This is a genomic window from Actinomyces sp. HMSC065F12 (assembly GCF_001814535.1).
GTDB lineage: Bacteria > Actinomycetota > Actinomycetes > Actinomycetales > Actinomycetaceae > Pauljensenia > Pauljensenia radingae_A.
Window position 1 is genome coordinate 207,441 of record NZ_KV817030.1, and the last position, 22,305, is coordinate 229,745.

At 59.8% G+C, this 22,305-nt stretch carries 23 protein-coding genes; 1 reads left to right on the top strand and 22 read right to left on the bottom strand.

Annotation, left to right across the window (positions count from 1 at the left end; translation table 11 throughout):
- Positions 1-16 precede the first annotated feature (16 nt).
- From HMPREF2975_RS09465 to HMPREF2975_RS09500, 8 genes are all read right to left on the bottom strand, one after another.
- On the bottom strand, positions 17-475 hold the full coding sequence (locus HMPREF2975_RS09465; RefSeq protein ID WP_070727300.1) for a preprotein translocase subunit YajC: 459 nt from the start codon (positions 473-475) through the stop codon (positions 17-19).
- Between the two features lie 152 nt (positions 476-627).
- Positions 628-1,656: a Holliday junction branch migration DNA helicase RuvB gene (ruvB, locus tag HMPREF2975_RS09470; protein WP_058236775.1), complete on the bottom strand. Its 1,029-nt coding sequence runs from the start codon at positions 1,654-1,656 to the stop codon at positions 628-630.
- Between the two features lies 1 nt (position 1,657).
- The gene (gene ruvA, locus HMPREF2975_RS09475; RefSeq protein WP_058236776.1) at positions 1,658-2,251 is read right to left on the bottom strand and encodes a Holliday junction branch migration protein RuvA; all 594 of its coding nucleotides are present in this window, start codon (positions 2,249-2,251) and stop codon (positions 1,658-1,660) included.
- A gap of 35 nt (positions 2,252-2,286) precedes the next feature.
- The gene (ruvC, locus tag HMPREF2975_RS09480) at positions 2,287-2,916 is read right to left on the bottom strand and encodes a crossover junction endodeoxyribonuclease RuvC (RefSeq protein WP_058236777.1); all 630 of its coding nucleotides are present in this window, start codon (positions 2,914-2,916) and stop codon (positions 2,287-2,289) included.
- Complete coding sequence (gene pdxT, locus HMPREF2975_RS09485) at positions 2,907-3,500, bottom strand: pyridoxal 5'-phosphate synthase glutaminase subunit PdxT (RefSeq protein ID WP_058236913.1); 594 nt, start codon at positions 3,498-3,500, stop codon at positions 2,907-2,909. Before pdxT ends, ruvC begins: the two co-directional genes overlap by 10 nt.
- Positions 3,501-3,507: 7 nt before the next feature.
- Positions 3,508-4,431: a pyridoxal 5'-phosphate synthase lyase subunit PdxS gene (gene pdxS / locus HMPREF2975_RS09490; RefSeq protein ID WP_058236778.1), complete on the bottom strand. Its 924-nt coding sequence runs from the start codon at positions 4,429-4,431 to the stop codon at positions 3,508-3,510.
- Complete coding sequence (locus HMPREF2975_RS09495) at positions 4,428-5,192, bottom strand: YebC/PmpR family DNA-binding transcriptional regulator (RefSeq protein WP_070727302.1); 765 nt, start codon at positions 5,190-5,192, stop codon at positions 4,428-4,430. Before HMPREF2975_RS09495 ends, pdxS begins: the two co-directional genes overlap by 4 nt.
- Positions 5,193-5,305: 113 nt before the next feature.
- On the bottom strand, positions 5,306-5,800 hold the full coding sequence (locus HMPREF2975_RS09500) for a SixA phosphatase family protein (protein WP_070727411.1): 495 nt from the start codon (positions 5,798-5,800) through the stop codon (positions 5,306-5,308).
- A gap of 35 nt (positions 5,801-5,835) precedes the next feature.
- Between HMPREF2975_RS09500 and HMPREF2975_RS09505 the strand changes: the two genes are divergently transcribed.
- Positions 5,836-6,051, top strand: coding sequence for a hypothetical protein (locus HMPREF2975_RS09505; protein ID WP_070727304.1), 216 nt, complete (start codon positions 5,836-5,838; stop codon positions 6,049-6,051).
- A 26-nt stretch (positions 6,052-6,077) separates the two neighbouring features.
- Here the strand turns inward: HMPREF2975_RS09505 and HMPREF2975_RS09510 are convergent, their stop codons facing one another.
- The 14 genes from HMPREF2975_RS09510 to pyrR all read right to left on the bottom strand — a co-directional run bounded on the left by HMPREF2975_RS09510 (position 6,078) and on the right by pyrR (position 22,282).
- On the bottom strand, positions 6,078-7,688 hold the full coding sequence (locus HMPREF2975_RS09510) for an ABC-F family ATP-binding cassette domain-containing protein (protein WP_058236782.1): 1,611 nt from the start codon (positions 7,686-7,688) through the stop codon (positions 6,078-6,080).
- Positions 7,689-7,707: 19 nt separating this feature from the next.
- Complete coding sequence (locus HMPREF2975_RS09515) at positions 7,708-9,705, bottom strand: primosomal protein N' family DNA-binding protein (protein ID WP_058236783.1); 1,998 nt, start codon at positions 9,703-9,705, stop codon at positions 7,708-7,710.
- A gap of 6 nt (positions 9,706-9,711) precedes the next feature.
- Complete coding sequence (locus HMPREF2975_RS09520; protein ID WP_058236784.1) at positions 9,712-10,329, bottom strand: vitamin K epoxide reductase family protein; 618 nt, start codon at positions 10,327-10,329, stop codon at positions 9,712-9,714.
- 4 nt (positions 10,330-10,333) lie between these two features.
- Entirely contained in the window at positions 10,334-11,536 is a 1,203-nt protein-coding gene (gene metK / locus HMPREF2975_RS09525; RefSeq protein WP_058236785.1) for a methionine adenosyltransferase, read from the bottom strand.
- On the bottom strand, positions 11,533-12,753 hold the full coding sequence (gene coaBC, locus HMPREF2975_RS09530; RefSeq protein WP_070727307.1) for a bifunctional phosphopantothenoylcysteine decarboxylase/phosphopantothenate--cysteine ligase CoaBC: 1,221 nt from the start codon (positions 12,751-12,753) through the stop codon (positions 11,533-11,535). The genes metK and coaBC overlap by 4 nt, the downstream gene beginning before the upstream one ends.
- 2 nt (positions 12,754-12,755) lie before the next feature.
- Positions 12,756-13,022 (bottom strand): DNA-directed RNA polymerase subunit omega, encoded by a 267-nt coding sequence (rpoZ, locus tag HMPREF2975_RS09535; RefSeq protein WP_058236787.1) that lies wholly within the window; start codon positions 13,020-13,022, stop codon positions 12,756-12,758.
- A gap of 43 nt (positions 13,023-13,065) precedes the next feature.
- Positions 13,066-13,638, bottom strand: coding sequence for a guanylate kinase (gmk, locus tag HMPREF2975_RS09540; protein ID WP_082628524.1), 573 nt, complete (start codon positions 13,636-13,638; stop codon positions 13,066-13,068).
- A gap of 9 nt (positions 13,639-13,647) precedes the next feature.
- A complete protein-coding gene (gene mihF / locus HMPREF2975_RS09545; protein WP_058236788.1) occupies positions 13,648-13,959 on the bottom strand; it encodes an integration host factor, actinobacterial type in 312 nt (103 codons plus the stop codon).
- A gap of 101 nt (positions 13,960-14,060) precedes the next feature.
- Positions 14,061-14,909 (bottom strand): orotidine-5'-phosphate decarboxylase, encoded by an 849-nt coding sequence (pyrF, locus tag HMPREF2975_RS09550; RefSeq protein WP_070727309.1) that lies wholly within the window; start codon positions 14,907-14,909, stop codon positions 14,061-14,063.
- A complete protein-coding gene (gene carB / locus HMPREF2975_RS09555) occupies positions 14,906-18,220 on the bottom strand; it encodes a carbamoyl-phosphate synthase large subunit (RefSeq protein WP_070727312.1) in 3,315 nt (1,104 codons plus the stop codon). Before carB ends, pyrF begins: the two co-directional genes overlap by 4 nt.
- Entirely contained in the window at positions 18,204-19,406 is a 1,203-nt protein-coding gene (carA, locus tag HMPREF2975_RS09560) for a glutamine-hydrolyzing carbamoyl-phosphate synthase small subunit (protein ID WP_070727314.1), read from the bottom strand. The genes carB and carA overlap by 17 nt, the downstream gene beginning before the upstream one ends.
- A complete protein-coding gene (locus HMPREF2975_RS09565) occupies positions 19,403-20,725 on the bottom strand; it encodes a dihydroorotase (RefSeq protein WP_070727318.1) in 1,323 nt (440 codons plus the stop codon). The genes carA and HMPREF2975_RS09565 overlap by 4 nt, the downstream gene beginning before the upstream one ends.
- Positions 20,718-21,710: an aspartate carbamoyltransferase catalytic subunit gene (locus HMPREF2975_RS09570; protein ID WP_058236793.1), complete on the bottom strand. Its 993-nt coding sequence runs from the start codon at positions 21,708-21,710 to the stop codon at positions 20,718-20,720. Before HMPREF2975_RS09570 ends, HMPREF2975_RS09565 begins: the two co-directional genes overlap by 8 nt.
- Complete coding sequence (pyrR, locus tag HMPREF2975_RS09575; protein ID WP_070727319.1) at positions 21,710-22,282, bottom strand: bifunctional pyr operon transcriptional regulator/uracil phosphoribosyltransferase PyrR; 573 nt, start codon at positions 22,280-22,282, stop codon at positions 21,710-21,712. The genes HMPREF2975_RS09570 and pyrR overlap by 1 nt, the downstream gene beginning before the upstream one ends.
- Positions 22,283-22,305: the final 23 nt, after the last annotated feature.

Consider the following 22,305-nt stretch of genomic DNA (forward strand, 5'->3'; position numbering starts at 1 on the left):
TGAATGGATGAATGAATTAGATGACGGGCGGAATATCGTCCTTGTTGCGGTTCTTGTCCCGCTTATCCTCGTCCTCAAGATCCGCTGCGAGCGTGTCGCCCTCGTTCACTGACGAGGGTGTCTCAGGTTCGATGGGATCATACCCAAGTACAGCAGGCTCATCTTCTTCCTCGGAAATGGCTTCTTCGATGTGATCAGCTGATTCCGTGGCGAAAGGTGGCTCGCCGACTTCGCGGATGACGGAACGTTCCCAGTAAGTTTCGGTGCCGTCCGACGTTTCCAGGATGACGATGTCGCCATCCTGATCCACGTAGCGTCCCCAGAACCCTACGGCGGTCTTCACCCATGCACCGGGCACCATCTGTTCGCTGATGATCCGTTGCTGTTCTTCCTGCTGTTTCGCCATTTTCTTGCGAGCGCGTGATGAGAACCAAAACATCACAATCAGCATCAACAACAGCGGCAGCCAAAGCATTAACGAGCCGGTACCTTGCACGGGGAAACCTCTTCATCCTCGACAAATCTACGTATATGACAGCACCGTGACAGTACACGGCGCCCGTTGCAGTCTACCTGTTCGTCTTCTCGATCGCGACGAACGGCGTCACTGTGCGTGCTACCTCACGTTTAAATCAGCGTGTCCTGATCGCTCGGAGGGGTCAGATTCAGGTGTGACCACGCTTTCGGTGTAGCTGCACGGCCGCGTGGGGTGCGAACAATGAACCCCTGCCTCATCAGGTACGGTTCAGTGACAGTTTCAACGGTTTCAGCTTCTTCGCCCACGGTGATAGCCAACGTGGACAGCCCCACCGGCCCTCCGCCAAAGCGCACGCACAGTGCTTCGAGGACGGCGCGATCCAGTCGGTCCAGTCCCGACTGGTCCACTTCAAACAATGCCAGTGCTTCACGCGCCGATTCCAGTGTGGGTGTTCCGTCCCCATGCACCTGCGCGTAGTCAAGTACGCGGCGCAACAGACGGTTTGCGATACGTGGCGTGCCGCGTGAACGGGAGGCGATTTCATGGGCTGCCTCATCGCTGACCGACACTCCCAGTAGCCCTGCCGACCGGTTGATGACCTGAACCAGGTCCTCTGTCTCGTAGAACTCCAGGTGCCCAGTGAAGCCGAAGCGGTCGCGCAGCGGTGCAGGCAGCAGCCCGGCACGCGTGGTCGCGCCCACCACTGTAAACGGTGGCAGCGTCAGCGGAATCGACGTGGCGCCCGGACCTTTGCCAACGACCACGTCGACACGGAAGTCTTCCATCGCCAGGTAGAGCATTTCTTCAGCGGTGCGTGCCAGGCGGTGAATCTCGTCGATAAAGAGGATGTCACCTTCCTGCAGGCCAGACAGGATCGCGGCGAGGTCGCCAGCGTGCTGGATCGCAGGTCCGGAGGTCAGGCGCAGTGAGGATCCCATCTCCTGCGCAATGATCATCGCCAGGGTTGTCTTTCCCAGTCCAGGCGGTCCGGCCAGGAGCACGTGGTCGGGTGTGACAGAGCGACCGATCGCTGCTTTCAACACCAGTTCGAGCTGTGTGCGCACGCGCGGCTGACCCACGAATTCGCTGAGGTGTTTCGGACGGAGAGCAGCTTCAGCTGCGCGCTCCAGTTCCGTCGCATCTGGCGCGACAATGCGCGGAGACAGGTCGTCGTCCATCTCATCCACGGGTGCCTCCCAGCTTGATCAGTGATGCGCGCAGAAGGTCGGATGCCCCCATCCCCTGCCCGGCAAGTGAGTTGACTGCTTTTCGGGCAATCGCCTGTGTCCAGCCGAGCTGTACCAGTGCAGCGGTGACTTCCTCGGTCACTTCATCACTGTCGGGTTCGCTGGGTACATCTTCAGCGTGTGCAGCGGGCCCCAGCTTGTTTCCAATTTCAAGGACGATCCGATCAGCAAGTTTTGGCCCCACTCCGGGGATCTTCCTGATTTGTGCGCTGTCTTTTTGGGCGAGGGCGTCGCGCAGCTGGTCGGGTGTGAGAACTGCCAACGCCGCCAGGGCGATGCGCGGTCCCACTCCGGAGACGGTGCGGATCACGGTGAACACGTCTTTCTCGTCACGCGTCGGGAAGCCGAACAAAGCGATCGCATCTTCCTTGACATCCATGACGATGTGGAGCGTGACCTCATTGCCACGGATCAGGCTGTGCGCCGTTGGTGGAGTGACCTTGACGGCCCATCCAATTCCACCGTTGACCACAGTGACTTCATCCAGGCCGATGTGCTCAACCGTTCCAGTCAGCAGTGCGATCACCGTTATTCCCCCTCGCTACGAACATCTGTTCCATCTTAGCGGCGATGCCAGCGCGGATCGACCGCACCCGTGCGGTGTTGCGTCGCCTGAGCTTCTGCCCAGATCTGCTGAGCCCGTGTCATGGTGCCCTTGGAGGAGACTTTGCCTGACAGGGACACGGTAATCTGAGAATCATCCCCCGCGCCGAGCAAGCCTGAGCCTCGCCAGGCGTGACAGATTGCAATTGCAAGGGCGTCAGCCGCGTCTGCTGGCTTCGGCGGAGTATCGAGGCGGAGGATGCGAGCCACCATGTGCTGCACCTGCGCTTTCCCGGCGGTGCCAGAACCGGTGATCGCTGCTTTGACTTCTGACGGTGTATGGACTGCCATTGGCAGACGTGCCTGCCCGACACATGACATGGCCACGCCCATCACCTGCATTGTGGTGGTTACTGACTGAAGGTTGTCCTGTGCGAAAACCCGTTCAATGGCCACCACTTCAGGCTGAAAGGTCTCAATGGTGTGCCGGATCTCCTGGGCAATGGATGCGAGGCGAAAATGGGTGGCCAGACTGGTTTTGGTTCTGGCCACGCCGACGTGAACCAGCGCCGCTGCGCGTGACGCATCAACATCCACCACTCCGATTCCGCATCGGGTGATGCCCGGGTCAATCCCCATTACGCGCATTGGTCAACCATCTGCACGAAGAGAGAATGGATCCGGTTGTCTCCCCCAATTTCAGGGTGGAATGATGTCGCAAGGCAGTGCTCGTTACGCAGTGCGACAATCGGCCCGTCAGCTTTGTTGTCGGCACGCGCCATGACGCGAACAGATTCTCCGACCGTATCGACCCATGGAGCGCGAATGAACAATGCCCGAAATGGCGTGTCAAATCCATCCACCTCCAGGTCTTCTTCATGGGAGTCGACCTGCCGGCCAAATGCGTTACGTCTGACAGTCATGTCCATTGCGCCCAATGCGATCTGGTCGCTGCGCCCGTCAAGAATAGTGCTGGCCAGCATAATCATGCCGGCACAAGTCCCCCACATCGGCATTTTCTGATCCACAGCCCCATGCAGCCCTTCGTCCATACCTGTGGCATGCATGAGGATAGACATGGCGGTTGACTCCCCACCGGGAATAACCAGGCCGTCGATCTGTGTCAACTGGTCAGGGTGGCGCACATACACAGCGCGGGCGCCGGATTCTTCCAGCGCCCGCACATGTTCTGAGATATCACCTTGAAGCGCGAGTACGCCTATGGTTCTCACGCTGGTGTCACCATCCGCGCTCAGCCAGGCGGTGATCAACCGGCAAATCGTCGACGTTGATGCCGACCATCGCTTCCCCCAGTCCGCGTGAGACTTCCGCAATGGTGTCAGGATCGTTGTAAGCCGCTGTTGCGCGCACAATCGCGCTCGCGCGCTTAGCCGGATCACCGGACTTGAAGATACCGGATCCAACGAAGACACCCTCGGCACCCAGCTGCATCATCATCGCGGCATCCGCAGGAGTGGCGATGCCGCCGGCGGTGAACAGGACGACAGGCAGGCGGCCTTCTCGTGCCACCTCTGCGACCAGTTCATACGGTGCCTGCAGTTCTTTCGCTGCCACATACAGCTCGTCTTCTGGCAGCGACGTCAGGTGCTGAATCTGGTCACGGATCTTGCGCATATGCGTCGTCGCGTTCGACACGTCACCGGTGCCGGCCTCGCCTTTGGAGCGGATCATGGCCGCGCCTTCACTGATGCGGCGCAGAGCCTCACCCAGGTTGGTCGCACCGCACACGAACGGCACGGTGAACTTCCACTTGTCAATGTGGTGCGAGTAGTCAGCCGGGGTCAGCACCTCGGATTCGTCAATGTAATCGACGCCGAGGGACTGGAGCACCTGCGCTTCCACGAAGTGTCCGATGCGGGCTTTGGCCATGACGGGGATGGAGACGGCGTCAATGATGCCGTCGATCAGATCCGGGTCTGACATGCGGGCCACGCCGCCCTGGGCGCGGATATCCGCGGGGACGCGTTCGAGTGCCATGACGGCCACGGCACCGGCGTCTTCAGCAACCTTCGCCTGCTCAGGGGTGACGACGTCCATAATGACGCCGCCTTTGAGCATTTGCGCCATTCCACGCTTGACGCGGTCAGTTCCGACCTGGCGTCCTTCGTCGGTGGGTGTGGCAGCAGAGGGATTTTCGCTCATTCCTCCTCCTGTTCGAGTTGAGCGCGAACTTCATCGCTCAGTGACATGTTGTGGTAGACGTTCTGCACGTCATCAGAATCTTCGAGGGCGTCCACGACACGCATAACCTTGGTGGCACCTTCAACGTCGAGTTCCACCTGTGTCGAGGCAACGAACTGCGCCTCAGCAGAGTTGTAGTCAATTCCTGCATCCTGCAGCGCGGTGCGCACCGCGACCACCTCGGTCGGCTCACAGGAAATGACGAAGACGTCTCCTTGCTGGGCGACATCTTCGGCACCTGCATCGAGTACGGCTTCCATGATGGAATCCTCATCCACACCGTCGGCCTCCGGCACCTCGACGATTCCGCGACGGGAGAAGAGGTAGGACACCGAGCCGGGGTCAGCCAAGTTGCCACCGTAACGGGTAAATGCCAGGCGTACATCTGATGCCGCGCGGTTGCGGTTATCGGTCAGACATTCGACCAGAATCGCAACACCTGCGGGACCGTAGCCTTCGTACATGATGGTTTCGTACTCAGCGCCACCGGCTTCTGCACCGGAGCCACGCTTGACAGCGCGATCAATGTTGTCGGCCGGAACGGAGTTCTTCTTCGCCTTCTGGATGGCGTCATACAGCGTGGGATTACCTGCGGGATCTCCTCCACCTGTGCGGGCTGCCACCTCAATGTTCTTGACGAGCCTGGCGAAGAGTTTTCCACGCTTGGCGTCGATGGCTGCTTTCTTATGCTTTGTGGTTGCCCACTTGGAGTGTCCGGACATGAATTCTCCCCTTGGGTATGGTCTAGTACGCGTATAGTGTAGCGCCCTGATCCCAGTACGGGCGCCTAGTGCACAGTATGAGAACCGTTGAGGTAAGTGTTTTCACACTTTCGTCACGCTGGTTCGCGAAAAACTTCCATTTCGCACGAGTTCTCGGCCAGCTGCGACCAATTGCCCTCGAAAGTGAGGACGACGGCGGTACCCGTGGGAACACCCCAACGGACTTTTTCCTTACAGGATCGGCGTGCCCCCAGCGATGCCGCCATTGCTGAAATAGCTGGCTCGTGGCCGACCATCATGACTGAGGTGACTGACGCGGGCAGGCTCCGCGCCTTGTCGAGCAGACTGTCAGCGCCGGCCAGATACAGTTCGTCATCAACTGAGGTGGTGCGCACCTCGATCGACGTGTGGAGCTGCGCCGCCGTTTCCTGTGTACGCACGGCGGGCGATGTCAGTGACAGATCAACGTGGTCAATCAGGCGTGAGACTCGTCGTCCCAGTCGCCGAGCCTGCTCAACACCTTCTGGAGTCAGCGGCCTTTGACGGTCACCGGAGCTGCTCGAACCGGCAGCAGCGTGACGTACCAGGATAAGCGTTCGTGTCGTCATAGTATCTACAATAGCGAGGATCGAGGAGGGATTGGATGGCACTGGCACCCGGGCCAGAGGATTTGGCGTGTTCAGCACGCGGATGCAGCCGTACGGCTGAGGTTGCGATCATCTGGTCAAATCCGGCCATTCACACTGGCCGATCCAAGACATGGCTGGCGTGTCGTGATCATCGCGACTCGCTCCAGCAATACCTGGCCTACCGCGATTTTCCCATCCGTGTCGTCCCAATTAACGAGGTCGACTCTTAGCGTCCGACCACGTTAACCTGCAGTTTCTAGGTAAGTGTGACTAGGTCCAGGTACGACTCATCCCACAGATCCTCATCGGCGTCAGGCAGCACCAGCACGCGGTCCGGGTTGAGCGCCTCGACCGCGCCGGGATCGTGCGTGACCAGGACGACGGCGCCCTCATAGGTGCGCAGCGCGTTGAGAATCTCCTCGCGAGAGGCTGGATCAAGGTTGTTCGTCGGCTCATCCAACAGCAGCACATTTGCTGCAGAGACGACCAGCGTCGCAAGGGCCAGGCGCGTCTTCTCTCCGCCGGATAGTACGCGCGCCGGCTTATCGATGTCGTCCTCGCCAAACAGGAACTGCCCCAGCACGTTGCGAACGTGCGTGGTGTCCAGGTCAGGAGCTGCGTGCGCCATGTTGTCATACACTGTGGCGTCCATGTCCAGGAAGTCGTGTTCCTGGGCGTAGTAGCCAAGTTTGAGGCCATGCCCACTGATGACTTGCCCCAGATCAGGCTCTTCCACGCCGGCCAGCAGGCGCAGCAGCGTCGTCTTACCAGCACCGTTCAGACCCAGGATCACCACACGCGAGCCGCGGTCAATTGCCAGATCCACACCAGTGAAAACTTCCAACGAGCCGTAGGATTTCGACAGGCCCTCTCCTGACAGTGGCACGCGTCCGCATGGCGCAGGTTCGGGGAAACGCAAACGCGCAACCTTTTCATGCTGGATTTCCTGACCAGCCTGCTCAACCAGTTCATCGGCGCGGCGCAGCATCTGCTGTGCCGCAACAGCCTTCGTTGCCTTCGCGCGCATCTTTTCGCCCTGCGCACGCAGCTGTTCAGCTTTCTTGAGCGCGTTGGCGCGTTCGCGGCGGTGACGGCGTTCATCCTCGTCGCGTTGACGCAGGTAGGCAGACCATCCGAGGTGGTAGACATCCAGTGCCGTGCGGTTCGCGTCCAGATAGAACACGGAGTTGACCGTGTCATCCAGCAATTTGACGTCGTGGCTGATCACCATGAATCCGCCGGAGTATGCGCGCAGCCAATCGCGCAGCCACAGGATTGAATCGTGATCAAGGTGGTTGGTCGGCTCATCCAGCAGCAAAATATCAGCCTCTGAGAAAAGCACCCGAGCCAGTTCGACGCGGCGTCGCTGACCACCGGACAACGTGTCGAGGCTTTGCTCCAACACGCGATCGTCTAATCCCAGTGAATGAGCGATCTGCGATGCCTGAGCATTGGCAGCCCACCCTCCGGCATTCGTGAAACGCTGGTCGAGCTTGACGTAACGCTCCATCGCCCGCTGTTGGCGCTCCCCTTCCAGGGTGGACATTTCATGCTCAGCTTTGCGGATCTTCTCTATGAGGGTGTCGATACCTCGAACGGAGATGATGCGCTCACGCCCCGTCATCTTCTGGTCGCCAATATGGGTGTCCTGTGCCAGGTATCCGATGGTGCCGCTGCGACGCACGTGCCCAGTAAACTCAGCGGCACCGTGATCGCTCTCCCCTGCTAAGAGGCGCATCATAGTGGTCTTGCCGGCACCGTTTCTGCCAACCAAACCGATACGCATCCCGCGGTCAATCCTGAAGGTGGCGTTCGAGATCAGTACGCGTGCACCGATCCGAAGCGAAAAGTCCTGCACAGAAATCACCTATCGAGTCTAAGCGGTGTCAGAACAACTCGGGAGGATTGACTTCCATTCTCACAGGTGCCAGCTTGTGGGCTGAGCGGTGCTGCCGCACCTGTGTCAGCTGGTCAAGCAGCGTATTTGTGTGCGAAATCGGCGTGCGAACAAGAGTGCGGATGTGCTGGTCGGGCTCATGTTCCGGCATAGCGAGGGAGAGCTGGGCACTATCAGCTGCACGACGTGTGGGCGCCTGTTCGATCGGAACTGTGCCGAGCAGCTCCGCATCTGAAAGACTTGCCACAATCGCGTGAACGTCAGGTGCAGGCCCGTCGAGGGCAACGATTGTCGTAAAGGGGAAGAATCCTACAGAACGACGTTCTGCCAGCTGATCGGCAGCAACTCTGACCGGATCCCACCGCACGAGGGCCTGACCCAGTGTCGGATCTGACAGACCGACAACGATGGCAGGGTGTGCGGGCGCTACACGTGACAATGCTCCGAACCAGCGGCGCATGGCTTCCTCGTATGCCCACAGTTCAGGGCGTGCGGCTGTTGTATCGGCATCGAGGATAACGGCTGCCTCATAACCGCCATCGAGGGTAGGTTCTGCGCCGGGTGTTGCCACCACGATTCGTGAATCCGTCGGACGCAGTGTGTCGATCCGATGGTCTGCAGAAGAGACCACTAGTGGCAATCCCGGTAAAGCTCGAGCCAGTTCCTCTGCCGTGCGTTCAGAGCCGATCTGGCGTGCGCGCACCGCGTGCGCTGCGCAATGCGGGCACGTGAACGCCGACGCATCCCACTGACACCATTGGCACACAATCTGGCGATCGCCTCGCATCGCCAATGGGCCGTGGCATCTTTGACATCGCGCCGTCCGATGACACTGTGCGCAAGCAATAACCGGCACATAGCCGCGTCGTGGCACCTGAATCAGGACATGCCCGCTCTGCGCACTTTCCCGGATAAAGCGCTGTACGCTGGTCGGAATATTACCTGCCGATGGGCCTTCCCTGGCCGCGTCAAAGTCATCGAGGACACGTACGCGCGGCGCATGTTCGCGCAGCGCGTGGCGCAGCGGTGTGAGCGGCACTGCCCATGAGGAATTGACCAGCATATGCGATTTCACCGACCGTGCCAGGCTTGCGCTGAGCAGGTCGACCCCTTCCAGGTGGGCGCGCGCGATCGCAACATCGAGCGCGCTTGCGCGTGGAGACCGCTCCTCGGTTAAACGGTCATCACCGTCATCCCACACGATGATTGCTCCCAGATCCTTCACTGGTGTCCACACAGCTGATCGTGTTCCCACCAGGATGGTCAGTTCTCCGGCTAGTGCGCGCAGATGAACGGCAAATCGATGAGCTGCCGAATCATCCGACCCGACCGTCTCAACACAGTCGGTACCGACGATCAGGGCGATCTGCGCAGCGATTCGATCCACCTGTTCACGCGTGGCGGCCACCACGATGACAGGGGCGCGCGCCGAGCGGATTGCCACAACGGTTGCCAGCTGGCGTATCCAGTCATGAGGCACGACCTGCCAGACGATCCGCCCTGGCGCAGTCGGGTCCCCCTCGTACCACGACAGGAATTCCGTATCCATTGAGATTGGCGAGGGCGCCGCGCAGTCTCGGTGTGCAGCGAGGACGTTTTTTTCACTGCGTGCATGCCGCGCCGGGATCGCCAGTGAGAGCACCTGTGAGGTGGTCGCCAGATGTTTATGCGCAATGTAGCGCGCCAGTGTCAGCGTGGATTCGTTGAGCACCGGAGTGCGTGAAACAACGGACTGGATGGGTGACAGGGCGCGGTGCTGCGGTACGGTCTCCCGACCCACAACCCACCCTCGTTGGCGTGTACCGGCCAATGCAACGCGCACGGTGCAACCGACAGTTACTGCAGAGTCAAGTTCGGGTGGGACGGCGTAGTCAAGCGGATGATCGAGGTGCGCCAAGTCGACGTCGACCAGAACGTGCGCGACAGTCAGTGGGTCACGGAAATCCTCACGTGGCGGTGGTTCGAAGCCCGGCAGGTATGACTCCATTGCGTCTCACGCAATGAGCTCCGGGCCGTACTTAAGGACGATCAGTGCGGCGATGATGACAAGGATACCGCCCGTGATCCACCAGTCCGTGCCCGAGGCTATGAGGGAGCGAATGCTGGCACTTGAGGGCAGCGTTTCGCGGACCAGGCAGATACGCGTCATGGTGGCGAAGATCAGCAGTGATGACACGAACACCACCAGGCACCACGGGCACAATACCTGGATGACAACGTAGGACTGGTAGAACAGCCATAGTGCGCTGGCCAGACCGCCGGCGGCGAGGACTTCCGCGCCGATGAGGAACAGACGTGACAGGCGCGAGCCGCTGAGAAGGGCGCATGCGATAGTGAACACAGCTGCGCCAAAGGCGATTCCGAAAAATGCGTTGGGGAATCCCAGGACGCGGGCCTGCGGTGTCAATGCGACTGCCGAGCATGACAGTGCATCGCTGACATCGCATCCGAAGCGGCTGTTCTGGTCACCTGCAAGGATCCAGGCTTCCACGGACAGGACGAATGAGGCGATCAGGGCTAGAGCCGACATAATGGCCAGCACCACGGCGCTTCGCATCATCCACGCACGCGAGGGAGCATGGTCGAGATCGAAATCGTCCTGGTCCGCCATAGTCTTAGCCTTTCAGTGCTGCGCGCAGATCCTCTATGCGGGTCACGTCTTCCCACGGGAATCCCGGTCGCCCGAAGTGGCCGTACACTGAGGTCTCCTTGTAGATCGGGCGCAAGAGATCGAGGTCCTCGATCATACCTGCTGGGCGCAGGTCGAACACGTCGGTGATTGCGCGCGCGATGGTCGCATCGTCTACCTGCCCCGTATCGAAGGTGTCGACGTACAGACCTACCGGGTGTGCGCGGCCGATGGCGTAAGCCACCTGAACTTCGCAGCGTTTCGCGATGCCTGTTGCAACGATGTGCTTGGCAATCCAGCGCAGCGTGTAGGAAGCTGAGCGGTCAACTTTCGATGGATCCTTACCTGAGAACGCGCCACCTCCGTGCCGCGCCATTCCGCCGTAAGTATCGACGATGATCTTGCGTCCAGTCAGGCCTGCGTCGGCAGCTGGTCCGCCGTACACGAACCGTCCCGATGGATTCACGAGGATTTCGGCGTCTTTCCAGGACACGTTGAGACCTGATTCGTCCAGCACTGGTTCGATGACATGGCGGCGCACTTGCCGAGTCAGGTCTGCCAATGTGAGTGCCTCGTCGTGCTGGGTGGACACAACGATCGTCTCGATACTGACGGGCGTGTGGTTCTCGTCGTATCCGAAGGTCACCTGCGTCTTGCCATCAGGGCGCAGACCGTCGATGGTGCCGTCGTGTCGAACCTGTGCGAGGCGATGAGACAGCTTGTGTGCCGTCCAGATCGGGGCAGGCATCAGATCCGGTGTCTCATCGGATGCATATCCGAACATGAGGCCTTGGTCGCCGGCGCCCTGAAGTTCGCGAGGGTCAGCTGTATCAGCCCCTTCACGTGCTTCAAGAGAACGTTCCACTCCCCCGGCAATGTCCGGGCTCTGCTGGCCGATCGACACGGAGACACCGCAAGAGGCGCCGTCGAATCCAATTCGCGACGAGGTGTATCCGATGCGGCAGATTTCCTCGCGAACGATCTGCGGAATTTCCACGTAGGCGCGGTCCGTGGTTACTTCACCCATGACATGCACCTGGCCGGTGGTGGCGAAAACCTCGATCGCGGCACGTGCATGTGGGTCTTGTTCGAGCAATGCATCAAGGATTGAATCCGCGATGCGGTCACAGACTTTGTCTGGATGACCTTCAGTTACTGATTCTGAAGTAAAAAGTCGAAGCGATGTCACCGGGTTATCTTACCTATCCTCTGTGCGACCTCATCGATGATGCCGGCCGCAATTGTTACCTTCGATCCGCTGACTGTTTTCACGGGCTGTCCCTCGCGATCAACCAGCACGACCTGAGATTCCACGTCACCGAATCCCTGTCCGTTCCCTACGGCGTTAATAGCCAGCAGGTCGGCTGCCTTTCGCCGAGCTTTGTCGGCACCACGCTCGAGCACAACCTGAGGCGAGCCGGTTTCGGCGGCAAAGCCGACAAGCACCGGTGGACGCTGGGGCGAGTGGGCAACCGACGCCAGAATGTCGGTGGTGCGTTCAAGCTCGATGGCAGGCGCATCCTGAGTCGACGGATCTTTCTTGATCTTGTCGTCGGCAACGTGGATGGGTCTGAAATCTGCCACCGCAGCTGCCATGATCGCAATGTCCGTTGTCGCGATGCGGTCAGTGACTGCCTGACACATCTCAGCGGCTGTCGGGGCCGGGATGACGGTAATTCCGTGCGGAATCAGGTGATCGTCGATGTTGGCGGCAACCAGGGTCACGTCTGCCCCGCGTCGACGCGCTTCAGCTGCCAATGCGCATCCTTGCCGGCCGGATGAGCGATTGCCAATAAAACGGACGGGATCGATCGGTTCCTGGGTACCGCCAGCCGTAATGAGGACGCTGCGTCCGGCAAGGTCCCCCTCGTGCGGCTCGAGAGCTTCAAGGACGCGTTCCGTGATGATGAGCGGATCAGGCAGACGGCCTGTGCCGCTGTCTCCTGAGCTCAGCGGACCGTCATCCGGTTCGATAATGATCATGCCACGCGTGCGCAGTGTCTGGATGTTGTCCTGAGTTGCGGCGTTAGTCCACATCGCACTGTGCATGGCGGGTGCCAGAATGACAGGCGTATCGCGATGCGCAGCCAGCACAACGGTGGTGAGCAGATCGTTTGCCATGCCCGCTGCCAGGCGTGCAATGAGATCTGCCGTGGCAGGTGCAATCACAATGGCCTGCGCGTGGCGGGCAATCTCGACGTGCTCGGTTGCTCCACCGTCAAATACGCTGGTTGTGACGGCCTGCCCACTGAGCGCATGCCACGTGGTATCACCGACAAAGTGGGTGGCAGCCTGAGTGGGGATGACTCTCACTGCATAATCGTGGTGCTGGAGTTCGCGTACTACGCGGGTCACCTTGTACGCAGCAATGCCGCCGCCAACTCCGACGACGACCAGTGGCTTCACGGTTAGGCCTCAGGCGCAGACTCGAGCGTCAGCTTGCCTTCGTTGATTTCGCGTAGTGCGATTGACAGCGGTTTATCGTCGGGGTCACTTTCCACTACGGGTCCGACGAACTGCACCATGTTCTGCTCGAGTTGGAGCTGGTAGGTGTTGATCTGCCGGGCGCGCTTTGCCGCGAAGATCACCAGCGCATACTTGGAGTCGACGTGGTTCAGAAGGTCGTCGATCGGCGGGTTGGTGATGCCTTCAGGCTGGGCAACAATTCCGGACATGGGACCTCTTCTCATGTAAATCTGGCTAATTAGCTTGTCCAGTCTACTCCAGCCCCATCAAGACGGCTAGGTCCGTCACGGCCTGGTCAAGGTCGTCATTGATCACAATTGCGTCGAATTCGTGAGCTGCGTCAAGTTCGGCTCGCGCGGTGGTCAGGCGCCGCTCCTGCTCCTCGAGCGTTTCGGTGCCGCGTTCAGTGAGGCGTCGTTTCAGTTCGTCCCACGAGGGAGGCGCCAGGAAGATGAAATGCGCTTGAGGCATGGAAGCACGAACCTGTCGTGCGCCTGCCACGTCAATTTCGAGCAGAACGCTTTTTCCTTCTGACAGCCATTGTTCAACCGGCTTGCGAGGAGTGCCATATCGATGTGCGCCGTGTACCAATGCCCATTCGAGCATCTGTCCGTCATTGACCAGGCGATCGAATTCGTCGTCGCTCACAAAGAAGTAGTGCGTGCCATTGATTTCACCTGGGCGCGGTGCACGGGTGGTGGCTGATACGGACAGTGCGATCTCGGGATGGCGGCTCAGGAGGGAGTGCACAACGGTTCCCTTACCGACCGCCGTCGGCCCAACCAGAACAGTAAGACGGGGCTCATGAAGTTTCATGAGCCCCATCTTGCCACGTCATCCGAATTTCTTGAGTAATTCTTCCCGTTGAACAGGTCCGAGACCTCGCACACGCCGAGTGGGCGCAATACCGATGTCTGCCATCAACTTTGCAGCGGTATTGGTTCCAACGCGCGGAAGAGACTCCAGTAGGGACGTCACCTTCATCTTTGCGACTGCCTCATCAGACTCAGCTAAGTCAAAAACTTCACTCAATGTCATGGATCGAGACTTCAGCGCGGTTTTAATTTCAGCACGCCTGCGCCTCGCCTGCGTGGCTTTCTCCAGTGCAGCTGATCGCTGTTCCGGAGTGAGTTTAGGTAGTGCCACGCCGCTCACCTCCCTTAATTGTGACATGTGTTACTCACGCTTTAAGTATGGCCCCAAAGCGCCACTTACGAGGGAATTCGAGGCGTGTCATCGACTCCGTGTCACTGGAACCTCAAAGAGTCACAGATCTCCTTCACGGCACCAACCAAACGGTCTTTTTCCGGACCGCAGCGTAAGATCTGCCTGGACGAAGACGCCAGCACTCGATCGACAGCACGTCCAAAAACATCTCTGACCTGTTCCGATCCGGCACCCTGCGCGCCAACTCCTGGAGACAGGATTGGACCTGTGAAATCCTCAATGTTGATGTGCAGGTCGGTTAACGCCGACTGAATCGTTGCTCCAATCACCAAACCAAACGGACCAATGTGTTGGAAATCACATTTTGTGTTGAGGGTGTTGACCTCGCTGATGATAAGCCCTGCAACGCTGTGAGCATTGTCCACCGTCGCATGCTGAATGCCGTGACCATCGGGATTCGATGTCAGGGCCAGTGTGAACACACCATGTCCGGATTGTTGTGCCTGCTCGTAGGCAGGTGCCAGCGCTCCGACACCCAGATACGGACTGACGGTCAGTGCATCGCCGGCAAGCGGTGACCCCTCCCCCAGATATGCTGCCGCATACGCATCCATCGTGGATCCGATGTCACCACGCTTCGCATCCACAATGCATACCGCATCCGTGTCGCCGCAGCGGGCGATCACTTCTTCCAGGACAGCTACGCCGGCAGAGCCGTACTGCTCGAACAGTGCACTTTGGGGTTTAAAGGCAGCAACATGATCGCCCAGGGCATCAACAACCCGCATCGAAAATTCGCGCATACCCTGCGCGCTGCGTTCCAGCCCCCACTGATCAAGCAGCGCCGGATGGGGATCAATGCCCACACACAGCGGGCCTCGCTGGCGCATCAGATCCCACAGACGATCACCAAAACCTGCTGTGCTCACTTGTCTTCACCGCTCTCGTTTCCATGCGCACGCAACTCATCCCATCGCTGAAGTGAACACACGTCATATGTGCCACCCAAGCGCACGTCGATTGCCTGAACAGCGGCACTGAATGCCTGCAGCGTCGTGATGATCGTGCGGTTGTTTGCGGTTGCCCCTGCTCGAATCATGAAGCCATCCTGGCGATGCGCCGAACGCTGGGGCGTGTTCACCACCATGTCGACAAATCCGTCACGAATCAGGTCAATAATGGTCGGTTCCCCGTCGGGGCCAGGACCGTCAGAACCCTTGCGCACAATGTGCGCATCCACGCCGTTGCGCCTCAGAACTGAGGCAGTGCCTTCCGTTGCCAAGATGTGGAAACCCAATTCAGCCAGACGCACGACCGGCAGAATCATGGCACGCTTATCACCGTCAGCAACCGAAATAAACACTGTGCCATCCGTTGGCAACTCGCCGTACGCGCCAGTTTGAGACTTGGCGTAGGCTGCCGGGAAACGCCAGTCAATTCCCATCACTTCACCGGTCGACCGCATCTCCGGACCCAGAATTGTGTCCACTACCCCGCCGTCAGCGCGGCGGAATCGTGAGAACGGCAATACCGCTTCCTTCACGGCAATGGGAGCATTCATATTGATGATCCGAGAGTCAACAGCGGGCAGGACACCCTCGTCGACGAGCTGCCGGATCGATGCGCCGATCTGGATGCGGGCTGCCGCCTGCGCCAGCGGAACGCCTGTCGCCTTCGATGCAAACGGCACCGTACGCGAGGCACGCGGGTTGGCCTCGATCACGTACAGAACGTTCGACATGAGCGCGAACTGGACGTTGATCAGGCCGCGCACTCCGATCTGGCTGGCGAGTGCTTCCGTCGAAGCTGTAATGCGGGCAACTTCCCGCTCCGACAGTGACATGGGTGGCAGCACACACGCCGAATCGCCCGAGTGGACGCCCGCTTCCTCGATGTGTTCCATCACTGCGCCCATGAACAACTCGGTGCCGTCGTAGAGCGCATCAACGTCAATTTCAATGGCGTCGTCAAGGAACCGATCGATCAGGAGCGGACCTGAGGTGAACAGCTCGTCAATGTCGGGGCGGTCGAGGTAGGCGCGCAGGGCGTCCGCATCGTTAATGACCGCCATTCCGCGCCCGCCAAGCACGAACGAGGGGCGCACCAGGACCGGGTATCCAACCGCCTGCGCCACACCCAAAGCCTGCGCCGGCGTGTGCGCAATATCGTGGGCAGGTGCGGGCAGCTCCACCTCGCTGAGAATATGACCAAAGGCTTCGCGATCCTCCGCCAGCGCAATCGACGAGGGTGTAGTTCCCAGAATCGGCACACCTGCCGCTTCCAAGTCGGAGGCCAGTGACAGTGGCGTTTGTCCACCCAGCTGGACCAACACACCCTTAACGGGACCAGCCTCGCATTCTGCCCGGTAGATTTCAATGACGTCTTCCAGGGTCAGCGGCTCGAAATAGAGACGATCTGAGATGTCATAATCGGTCGACACAGTCTCTGGGTTGCAGTTGACCATAATCGTGTCGTAGGTATCCTGCAGTGCGAATGCTGCGTGCACACACGAGTAATCGAACTCAAGACCCTGACCAATTCGGTTCGGCCCAGCACCCAGAATCATCACTGCTTCGCGACTGCGTGGAGTAACTTCCGTTTCCTCATCGTAGGAGGAGTAATGGTACGGGGTGCGTGCCGCGAATTCGGCTGCGCACGTGTCGACTGTCTTGAACACCGGGTGGATGTTGAAGGCGTGGCGAACCTGGCGCACAGTTTCTTCGGTCAGGCTACGCAATACCGCGATCTGTCGATCCGAAAAGCCGTGCCGCTTGGCCGCGGTGAGCACGTCCGGAGTCAGCGCCGGCGCGTTCCTGACGCTGCGGGCGACCTCGTTGATCAGCATGATCTGGTCGATGAACCACGGGTCAATGCCGGTTGCTTCGCATACCTGTTCCAGGGTTGCACCCCCGCGCAGGGCTTGTTGGACCTGAACGAATCGGTGCTCGGTCGGGGTGGCGATGCGGGTGAGCAGGTCCTCGACATCTGCCGGTGTCGGATCGGCGCCGTCCCAGTGGAACTGTACGCCCGCCTTGTCGAGGGACCGTAGCGCCTTATTGAGGGCTTCGGTGAAGTTGCGCCCAATCGCCATTGCTTCGCCCACGGCCTTCATGGATGTCGTCAGCGTCTCATCGGCTTCAGGGAACTTCTCGAAAGTGAATCGTGGAACCTTCACCACCACGTAGTCCAACGTCGGTTCAAACGAGGCCGGCGTGGAGCCTGTAATGTCGTTGCGAATCTCATCGAGGGTGAAGCCAGTGGCCAAACGTGCCGCGATCTTCGCGATCGGGAAACCGGTTGCCTTGGAGGCCAGAGCTGAAGAGCGTGAGACGCGCGGATTCATCTCGATGACGATGATGCGCCCGCTCTGCGGGTGCACAGCGAACTGAATGTTGCAGCCACCCGTATCCACGCCGACTTCACGGATCACGGCGATCGCAATATCGCGCAGCCGCTGGAGTTCACGGTCGGTCAGGGTCAGAGCCGGAGCAACCGTGATCGAATCGCCGGTATGCACGCCCACAGGGTCAACATTTTCAATCGAACAGACAACCACCACGTTATCGGCGGCGTCGCGCATCAGTTCCAGCTCGTATTCTTTCCATCCCAGGATGGACTCTTCCAGCAGAACTTCGGTGGTCATGGACGCTTCGAGGCCTGCGCCAGCGATGCGGTCAAGGTCGTCGGGTGTGAACGCAATACCCGAACCCAGACCGCCCATGGTGAACGAGGGACGCACTACCAGCGGATAGCCGAGCTCTTCGGCAGCAGCATGGCAATCTTCCAGCGTGTGCGCAATGGTTGAGCGTGCAACTTCAGCTCCGCAGCGCGCCACGATTTCCTTGAACGTCTCACGGTTTTCACCAGCCTGGATCGCCTCGATGGAGGCGCCGATCAGTTCAACGCCGTAATGCTCGAGTACGCCTTTTTCTGCCAGTTCAACGGCGAGGTTGAGGGCGGTCTGGCCACCCAGGGTGGGCAGTAACGCATCGGGTCGTTCCTTTTCAATGATGGAGGTGACCACTTCGCAGGTCAACGGTTCCACATATGTCGCATCCGCCATCGCCGGATCGGTCATGATGGTTGCGGGGTTCGAGTTAACGAGGATGACCCGCAGGCCCTCTTCTTTCAGGACACGGCAGGCCTGCGTCCCGGAGTAGTCAAATTCGCATGCCTGACCGATGACGATCGGGCCTGAACCAATGACGAGGACGGATTTCAGATCAGTGCGCTGAGGCATCGGAAGCATCCTCCTTATCGTGGCTCAGCATGGAAAGAAACTGGTCGAAGAGGTGTTCCCCATCGTGGGGACCGGCCGCCGCCTCGGGGTGGAACTGGACGGAGAATGCTGGAATGTCGAGGGCGCGTAAGCCTTCCACCACTCGATCATTGAGGTCAATGTGGCTGACCTCAACTCGTCCGTACCGTCCCTTGTCGAAGGGAGCAACTACCGGCTCACCGACTGGCACGTCCACGGCGAAACCGTGGTTGTGGGAGGTAATCTCCACTCGTCCGCTGCGCTCATCGCGCACTGGCTGGTTGACCCCCCGGTGACCAAATTCCAGCTTGTAAGTGCCAAATCCCAGAGCTCGGCCGAAAAGCTGATGGCCAAAGCAGATGCCAAAGAAGGGAATCCCCTGGTCCAAGATGGCGCGGAGCACACCAATCTGGTGCTCGGCGGTTGAGGGGTCACCCGGACCGTTGGAGAAGAATACGCCGTCAGGTTCGAGTTCGAGGATCTCACCGGCGGTGATGTCCTGGGGCACGACGTAGACGTCAACACCCCGTGCCGCGAGCTGCTCGGGTGTACGTGATTTGATGCCCAGATCCACTGCCACGACGCGTTTGTGATTGTCGGCTCCGTCTTCTGCTGCCGGCACCACGTACGTGTGCGACGTTGACACCGCCTGTGAAAGCGATGAACCGGCCATGTGAGGCTGGTCCTGCACGATGCGTACCAGTGACTCACACACATACTCGCTCATGTACTCGGCACCTGCAGGCAGCGCGGTGCCGGAGAAGATCCCCCCGCGCATCGCACCGTGAGAGCGGATGTGGCGTGTAATGGCTCGCGTGTCGACATCTGCGATTCCGACGATGTCCTGGCGGATCAGTTCTTCTTCCAACTCTCCTGAGGCACGCCAGTTGGACGCGCGACGGGCCGGGTCACGCACCACGAATCCGGCGACCCAGATCTGTGAGGATTCGGAGTCCTCCGAATTGACGCCGGTATTGCCGATATGTGGGCTGGTCATGACGACAATCTGCTGATGATAGGACGGATCCGTCAATGTTTCCTGGTACCCCGTCATTGACGTGGCGAAGACGACTTCACCCAATGTGCGGCCACGCGCTCCCCACGCACGTCCACGGAAAATGCGCCCATCTTCGAGGACGAGCAAGGCCAGATCATCGTGTGTGGTCATTGTGCGGTCCCTTCTGCCGCCAAAGCACCGTCACGGACGGTGACCTTCCCGTTGAAGATCGTATGAATGATCCGACCTGTGACATCCATTCCGTCATACGGCGTGTTGACGGAGCGTGAATGCAAGTCAGAGCGGTTGACGCGCACACGCACGGTCGGATCGACCAGCGTGATATTCGCGGGGTTACCGACGGTGAGAGACAGCCCCTGATGGTCAACCAAGCCGATGCGCGCCGGGGTGCGTGACAGGACGCGGGCCACGTCGTGCCAGTCCATCAGTCCGGGCTTCACCATCGTTTCGATAATGATGGGCAGCGCCGTTTCCAGTCCAAGCATGCCGAATGCGCCGGCTTGCCATTCGCAGTCTTTTTCTTCCATGTTGTGCGGCGCATGATCCGTTGCGACGATGTCAATCGTGCCGTCGGCCAGGCCTTCACGCACCGCGTCCACATCTTCTCGTGAGCGCAGCGGCGGGTTGACTTTATAGATCGGATCGTAGGTGGCAGCCAGGTCCTCCGTCAGGAATAGGTGGTGCGGGGTCGCTTCGGCTGTCACATTGACACCCATGCGCTTACCCCAGCGGATCAGTTCCACCGATCCTTTGGTCGACACGTGACACACATGCAGGCGAGATCCCACGTGCTGAGCCAGCAGAATATCGCGCGCAATCACGGACTCTTCTGCCACTGCAGGCCAGCCGGTCATGCCCAGCTCACCGGACAGTTCTGACTCATTCATCTGGGAGCCCTCGGTCAGTCCAGGATCCTGCGCGTGCTGGGCGACTACTCCGCCAAAGGACTTGACGTATTCGAGAGCGCGGCGCATGAGCACCGGGTCCGACACGCACTTGCCGTCATCTGAAAAGACACGAACCTGAGCGCGCGAGTTCGCCATCGCGCCCAGTGCGGCCATGTGTTTGCCTTCAAGAGCTTTCGTGACGGCGCCGACGGGGCGTACCTCGGTCAATCCGATTTCCTGGCCCATCCACCAGATCTGTTCAACTGCCGATGCTGTGTCGGCTACGGGTAACGTGTTCGCCATGGCGTGCACGCAGGTGAAGCCGCCTGCCGCCGCAGCGCGGGAGGCTGATTCGACGGTTTCGGCGTCTTGTTTGCCTGGCTGACGCAGGTGCGTGTGGAGGTCTACCAGTCCGGGCAGTGCAATGAGCCCGTCTGCATCCAGCGTGTGTGCGTGGGCGCCATCGACGCGAGCCTGGTCGCCCTCGGCAATGATGACTCCGTCTTCGATGAGCAGGTCGGTCTGACCGTCTCCTTCGATGTTGAGTCCGGTGATGAGCAGTTGAGTGGGGTGATCAGTCACGGTGGGTTCCTTCCGGGGCAAGCAGCATGTACAGAGCCGCCATACGGACGCTCACGCCATTGGCAACTTGTTCAACAACAACGGATCGCGGCGAATCGGCCGCTTCTGCGCAGATTTCGAGGCCGCGGTTCATGGGGCCGGGGTGCATGATGATGCAGTGGTCGCTCAGACGCGCATAGCGGTGCACGTCCAGGCCGTAGGCATCGTGATATTCACCCGGTGACGGGAAGAATCCTCCACCGGCACCGCTCATGCGTTCACGCTGGACGCGCAACATCATGAGCGCATCGGGAGCCTCGTCGATCGCATGATCAAGATCGTAGTCAATGTCGCAGGCCCACTGCTCCACACCCATCGGCAGCAATGTGGGCGGTGCCACCAGGGTCACGTGCGCACCCAGCAGGCTCAGCAGGTCAACGTTGGAACGCGCCACACGCGAATGCAGAACATCGCCCACGATTGTCACGCGTGCGCCCGCCAGATCCGTGCCCGCAGGAACAGGGTTGACGGACGGGTCGCTCACGTCACGCTTGAAGTGGCGACGCAGCGTCATCGCATCGAGCAGCGCCTGGGTGGGATGCTGGTGAGTGCCATCGCCTGCGTTGATGACGGGCAGGTCGATCCAGCCCGCGTGAGCGAGGCGGTGAGCCGCGCCCGATGAGGGGTGCCGGATCACGACGGCATCTGCGCCCATTGCCTGCAGCGTCAAGGCCGTATCTTTGAGGGTTTCACCTTTGGCGACCGATGATCCTTTGGACTGGAAGGTGATGACATCGGCGGACAGGCGTTTCGCAGCCGTCTCAAACGACCAGCGTGTGCGCGTGGAGTCTTCGAAGAACAGGTCAACGACGGTGCGTCCCAACAGTGTCGGCAATTTCTTGACTCGCTGGGACTGCGTGGCCGCCATTGCTTCGGCAGTGTCGAGGATGTCGATGGCATCTTCGCGGGTCAGGTCGCGAATACTGAGCAGGTGCGAGAAAGTCATCAGCTGTGTCCTCCCAGAATGACGGCGTCTTTCCCATCGGTTTCAGTCAGGAGAATCTTGACTGTTTCCTCACGCGAGGTCGGCAGGTTCTTGCCGACAAAGTCGGGGCGGATTGGCAGCTCACGGTGTCCGCGATCGACGAGGATGGCCAGTTGTACAGAATCTGCACGTCCCAGTGATCCAAGGGCATCCAGCGCCGCTTTGATCGTGCGTCCGGTATACAGCACGTCATCGACGAGGACAACCACGCGCGCATCGATCCCGCCGGCAGGGATACTGCTCGGGTGGGGTGTGCGGATGGGATGACGATGGAGGTCATCGCGGAACATGGTGGTGTCAATGATCGCCAGATCGGCTTGCTCGCCAGAGACTTCCTTGATCCGTTCAATGAGGCGGCGGGCGAGGTATTCACCGCGTGTAGGAATTCCCGCAATGACAAGGCCACGTGCACCCTTGTTGCGTTCGATGATCTCGTAGGCGATTCGGGTCAGGGAACGAGCGATGTCATCACCTCCCAGGACTTCTTTGCCCCGGGCATCTCGCTCGGTTGATTGTGGATATGACTGGCCCACAGTGGACCTCCCTTCCCCGCCTC

Excerpts from the sequence above, each read along its gene's own strand:
- HMPREF2975_RS09465 (WP_070727300.1), bottom strand. The coding sequence starts at position 475 with ATGCTTTGGCTGCCGCTGTTGTTGATGCTGATTGTGATGTTTTGGTTC.
- ruvB (WP_058236775.1), bottom strand. The coding sequence starts at position 1,656 with ATGGACGACGACCTGTCTCCGCGCATTGTCGCGCCAGATGCGACGGAA.
- ruvC (WP_058236777.1), bottom strand. The coding sequence starts at position 2,916 with ATGCGCGTAATGGGGATTGACCCGGGCATCACCCGATGCGGAATCGGA.
- pdxS (WP_058236778.1), bottom strand. The coding sequence starts at position 4,431 with ATGAGCGAAAATCCCTCTGCTGCCACACCCACCGACGAAGGACGCCAG.
- HMPREF2975_RS09495 (WP_070727302.1), bottom strand. The coding sequence starts at position 5,192 with ATGTCCGGACACTCCAAGTGGGCAACCACAAAGCATAAGAAAGCAGCC.
- HMPREF2975_RS09500 (WP_070727411.1), bottom strand. The coding sequence starts at position 5,800 with ATGACGACACGAACGCTTATCCTGGTACGTCACGCTGCTGCCGGTTCG.
- HMPREF2975_RS09505 (WP_070727304.1), top strand. The coding sequence starts at position 5,836 with ATGGCACTGGCACCCGGGCCAGAGGATTTGGCGTGTTCAGCACGCGGA.
- HMPREF2975_RS09515 (WP_058236783.1), bottom strand. The coding sequence starts at position 9,705 with ATGGAGTCATACCTGCCGGGCTTCGAACCACCGCCACGTGAGGATTTC.
- HMPREF2975_RS09520 (WP_058236784.1), bottom strand. The coding sequence starts at position 10,329 with ATGGCGGACCAGGACGATTTCGATCTCGACCATGCTCCCTCGCGTGCG.
- rpoZ (WP_058236787.1), bottom strand. The coding sequence starts at position 13,022 with ATGTCCGGAATTGTTGCCCAGCCTGAAGGCATCACCAACCCGCCGATC.
- gmk (WP_082628524.1), bottom strand. The coding sequence starts at position 13,638 with ATGGGGCTCATGAAACTTCATGAGCCCCGTCTTACTGTTCTGGTTGGG.
- carB (WP_070727312.1), bottom strand. The coding sequence starts at position 18,220 with ATGCCTCAGCGCACTGATCTGAAATCCGTCCTCGTCATTGGTTCAGGC.
- carA (WP_070727314.1), bottom strand. The coding sequence starts at position 19,406 with ATGACCACACACGATGATCTGGCCTTGCTCGTCCTCGAAGATGGGCGC.
- HMPREF2975_RS09570 (WP_058236793.1), bottom strand. The coding sequence starts at position 21,710 with ATGACTTTCTCGCACCTGCTCAGTATTCGCGACCTGACCCGCGAAGAT.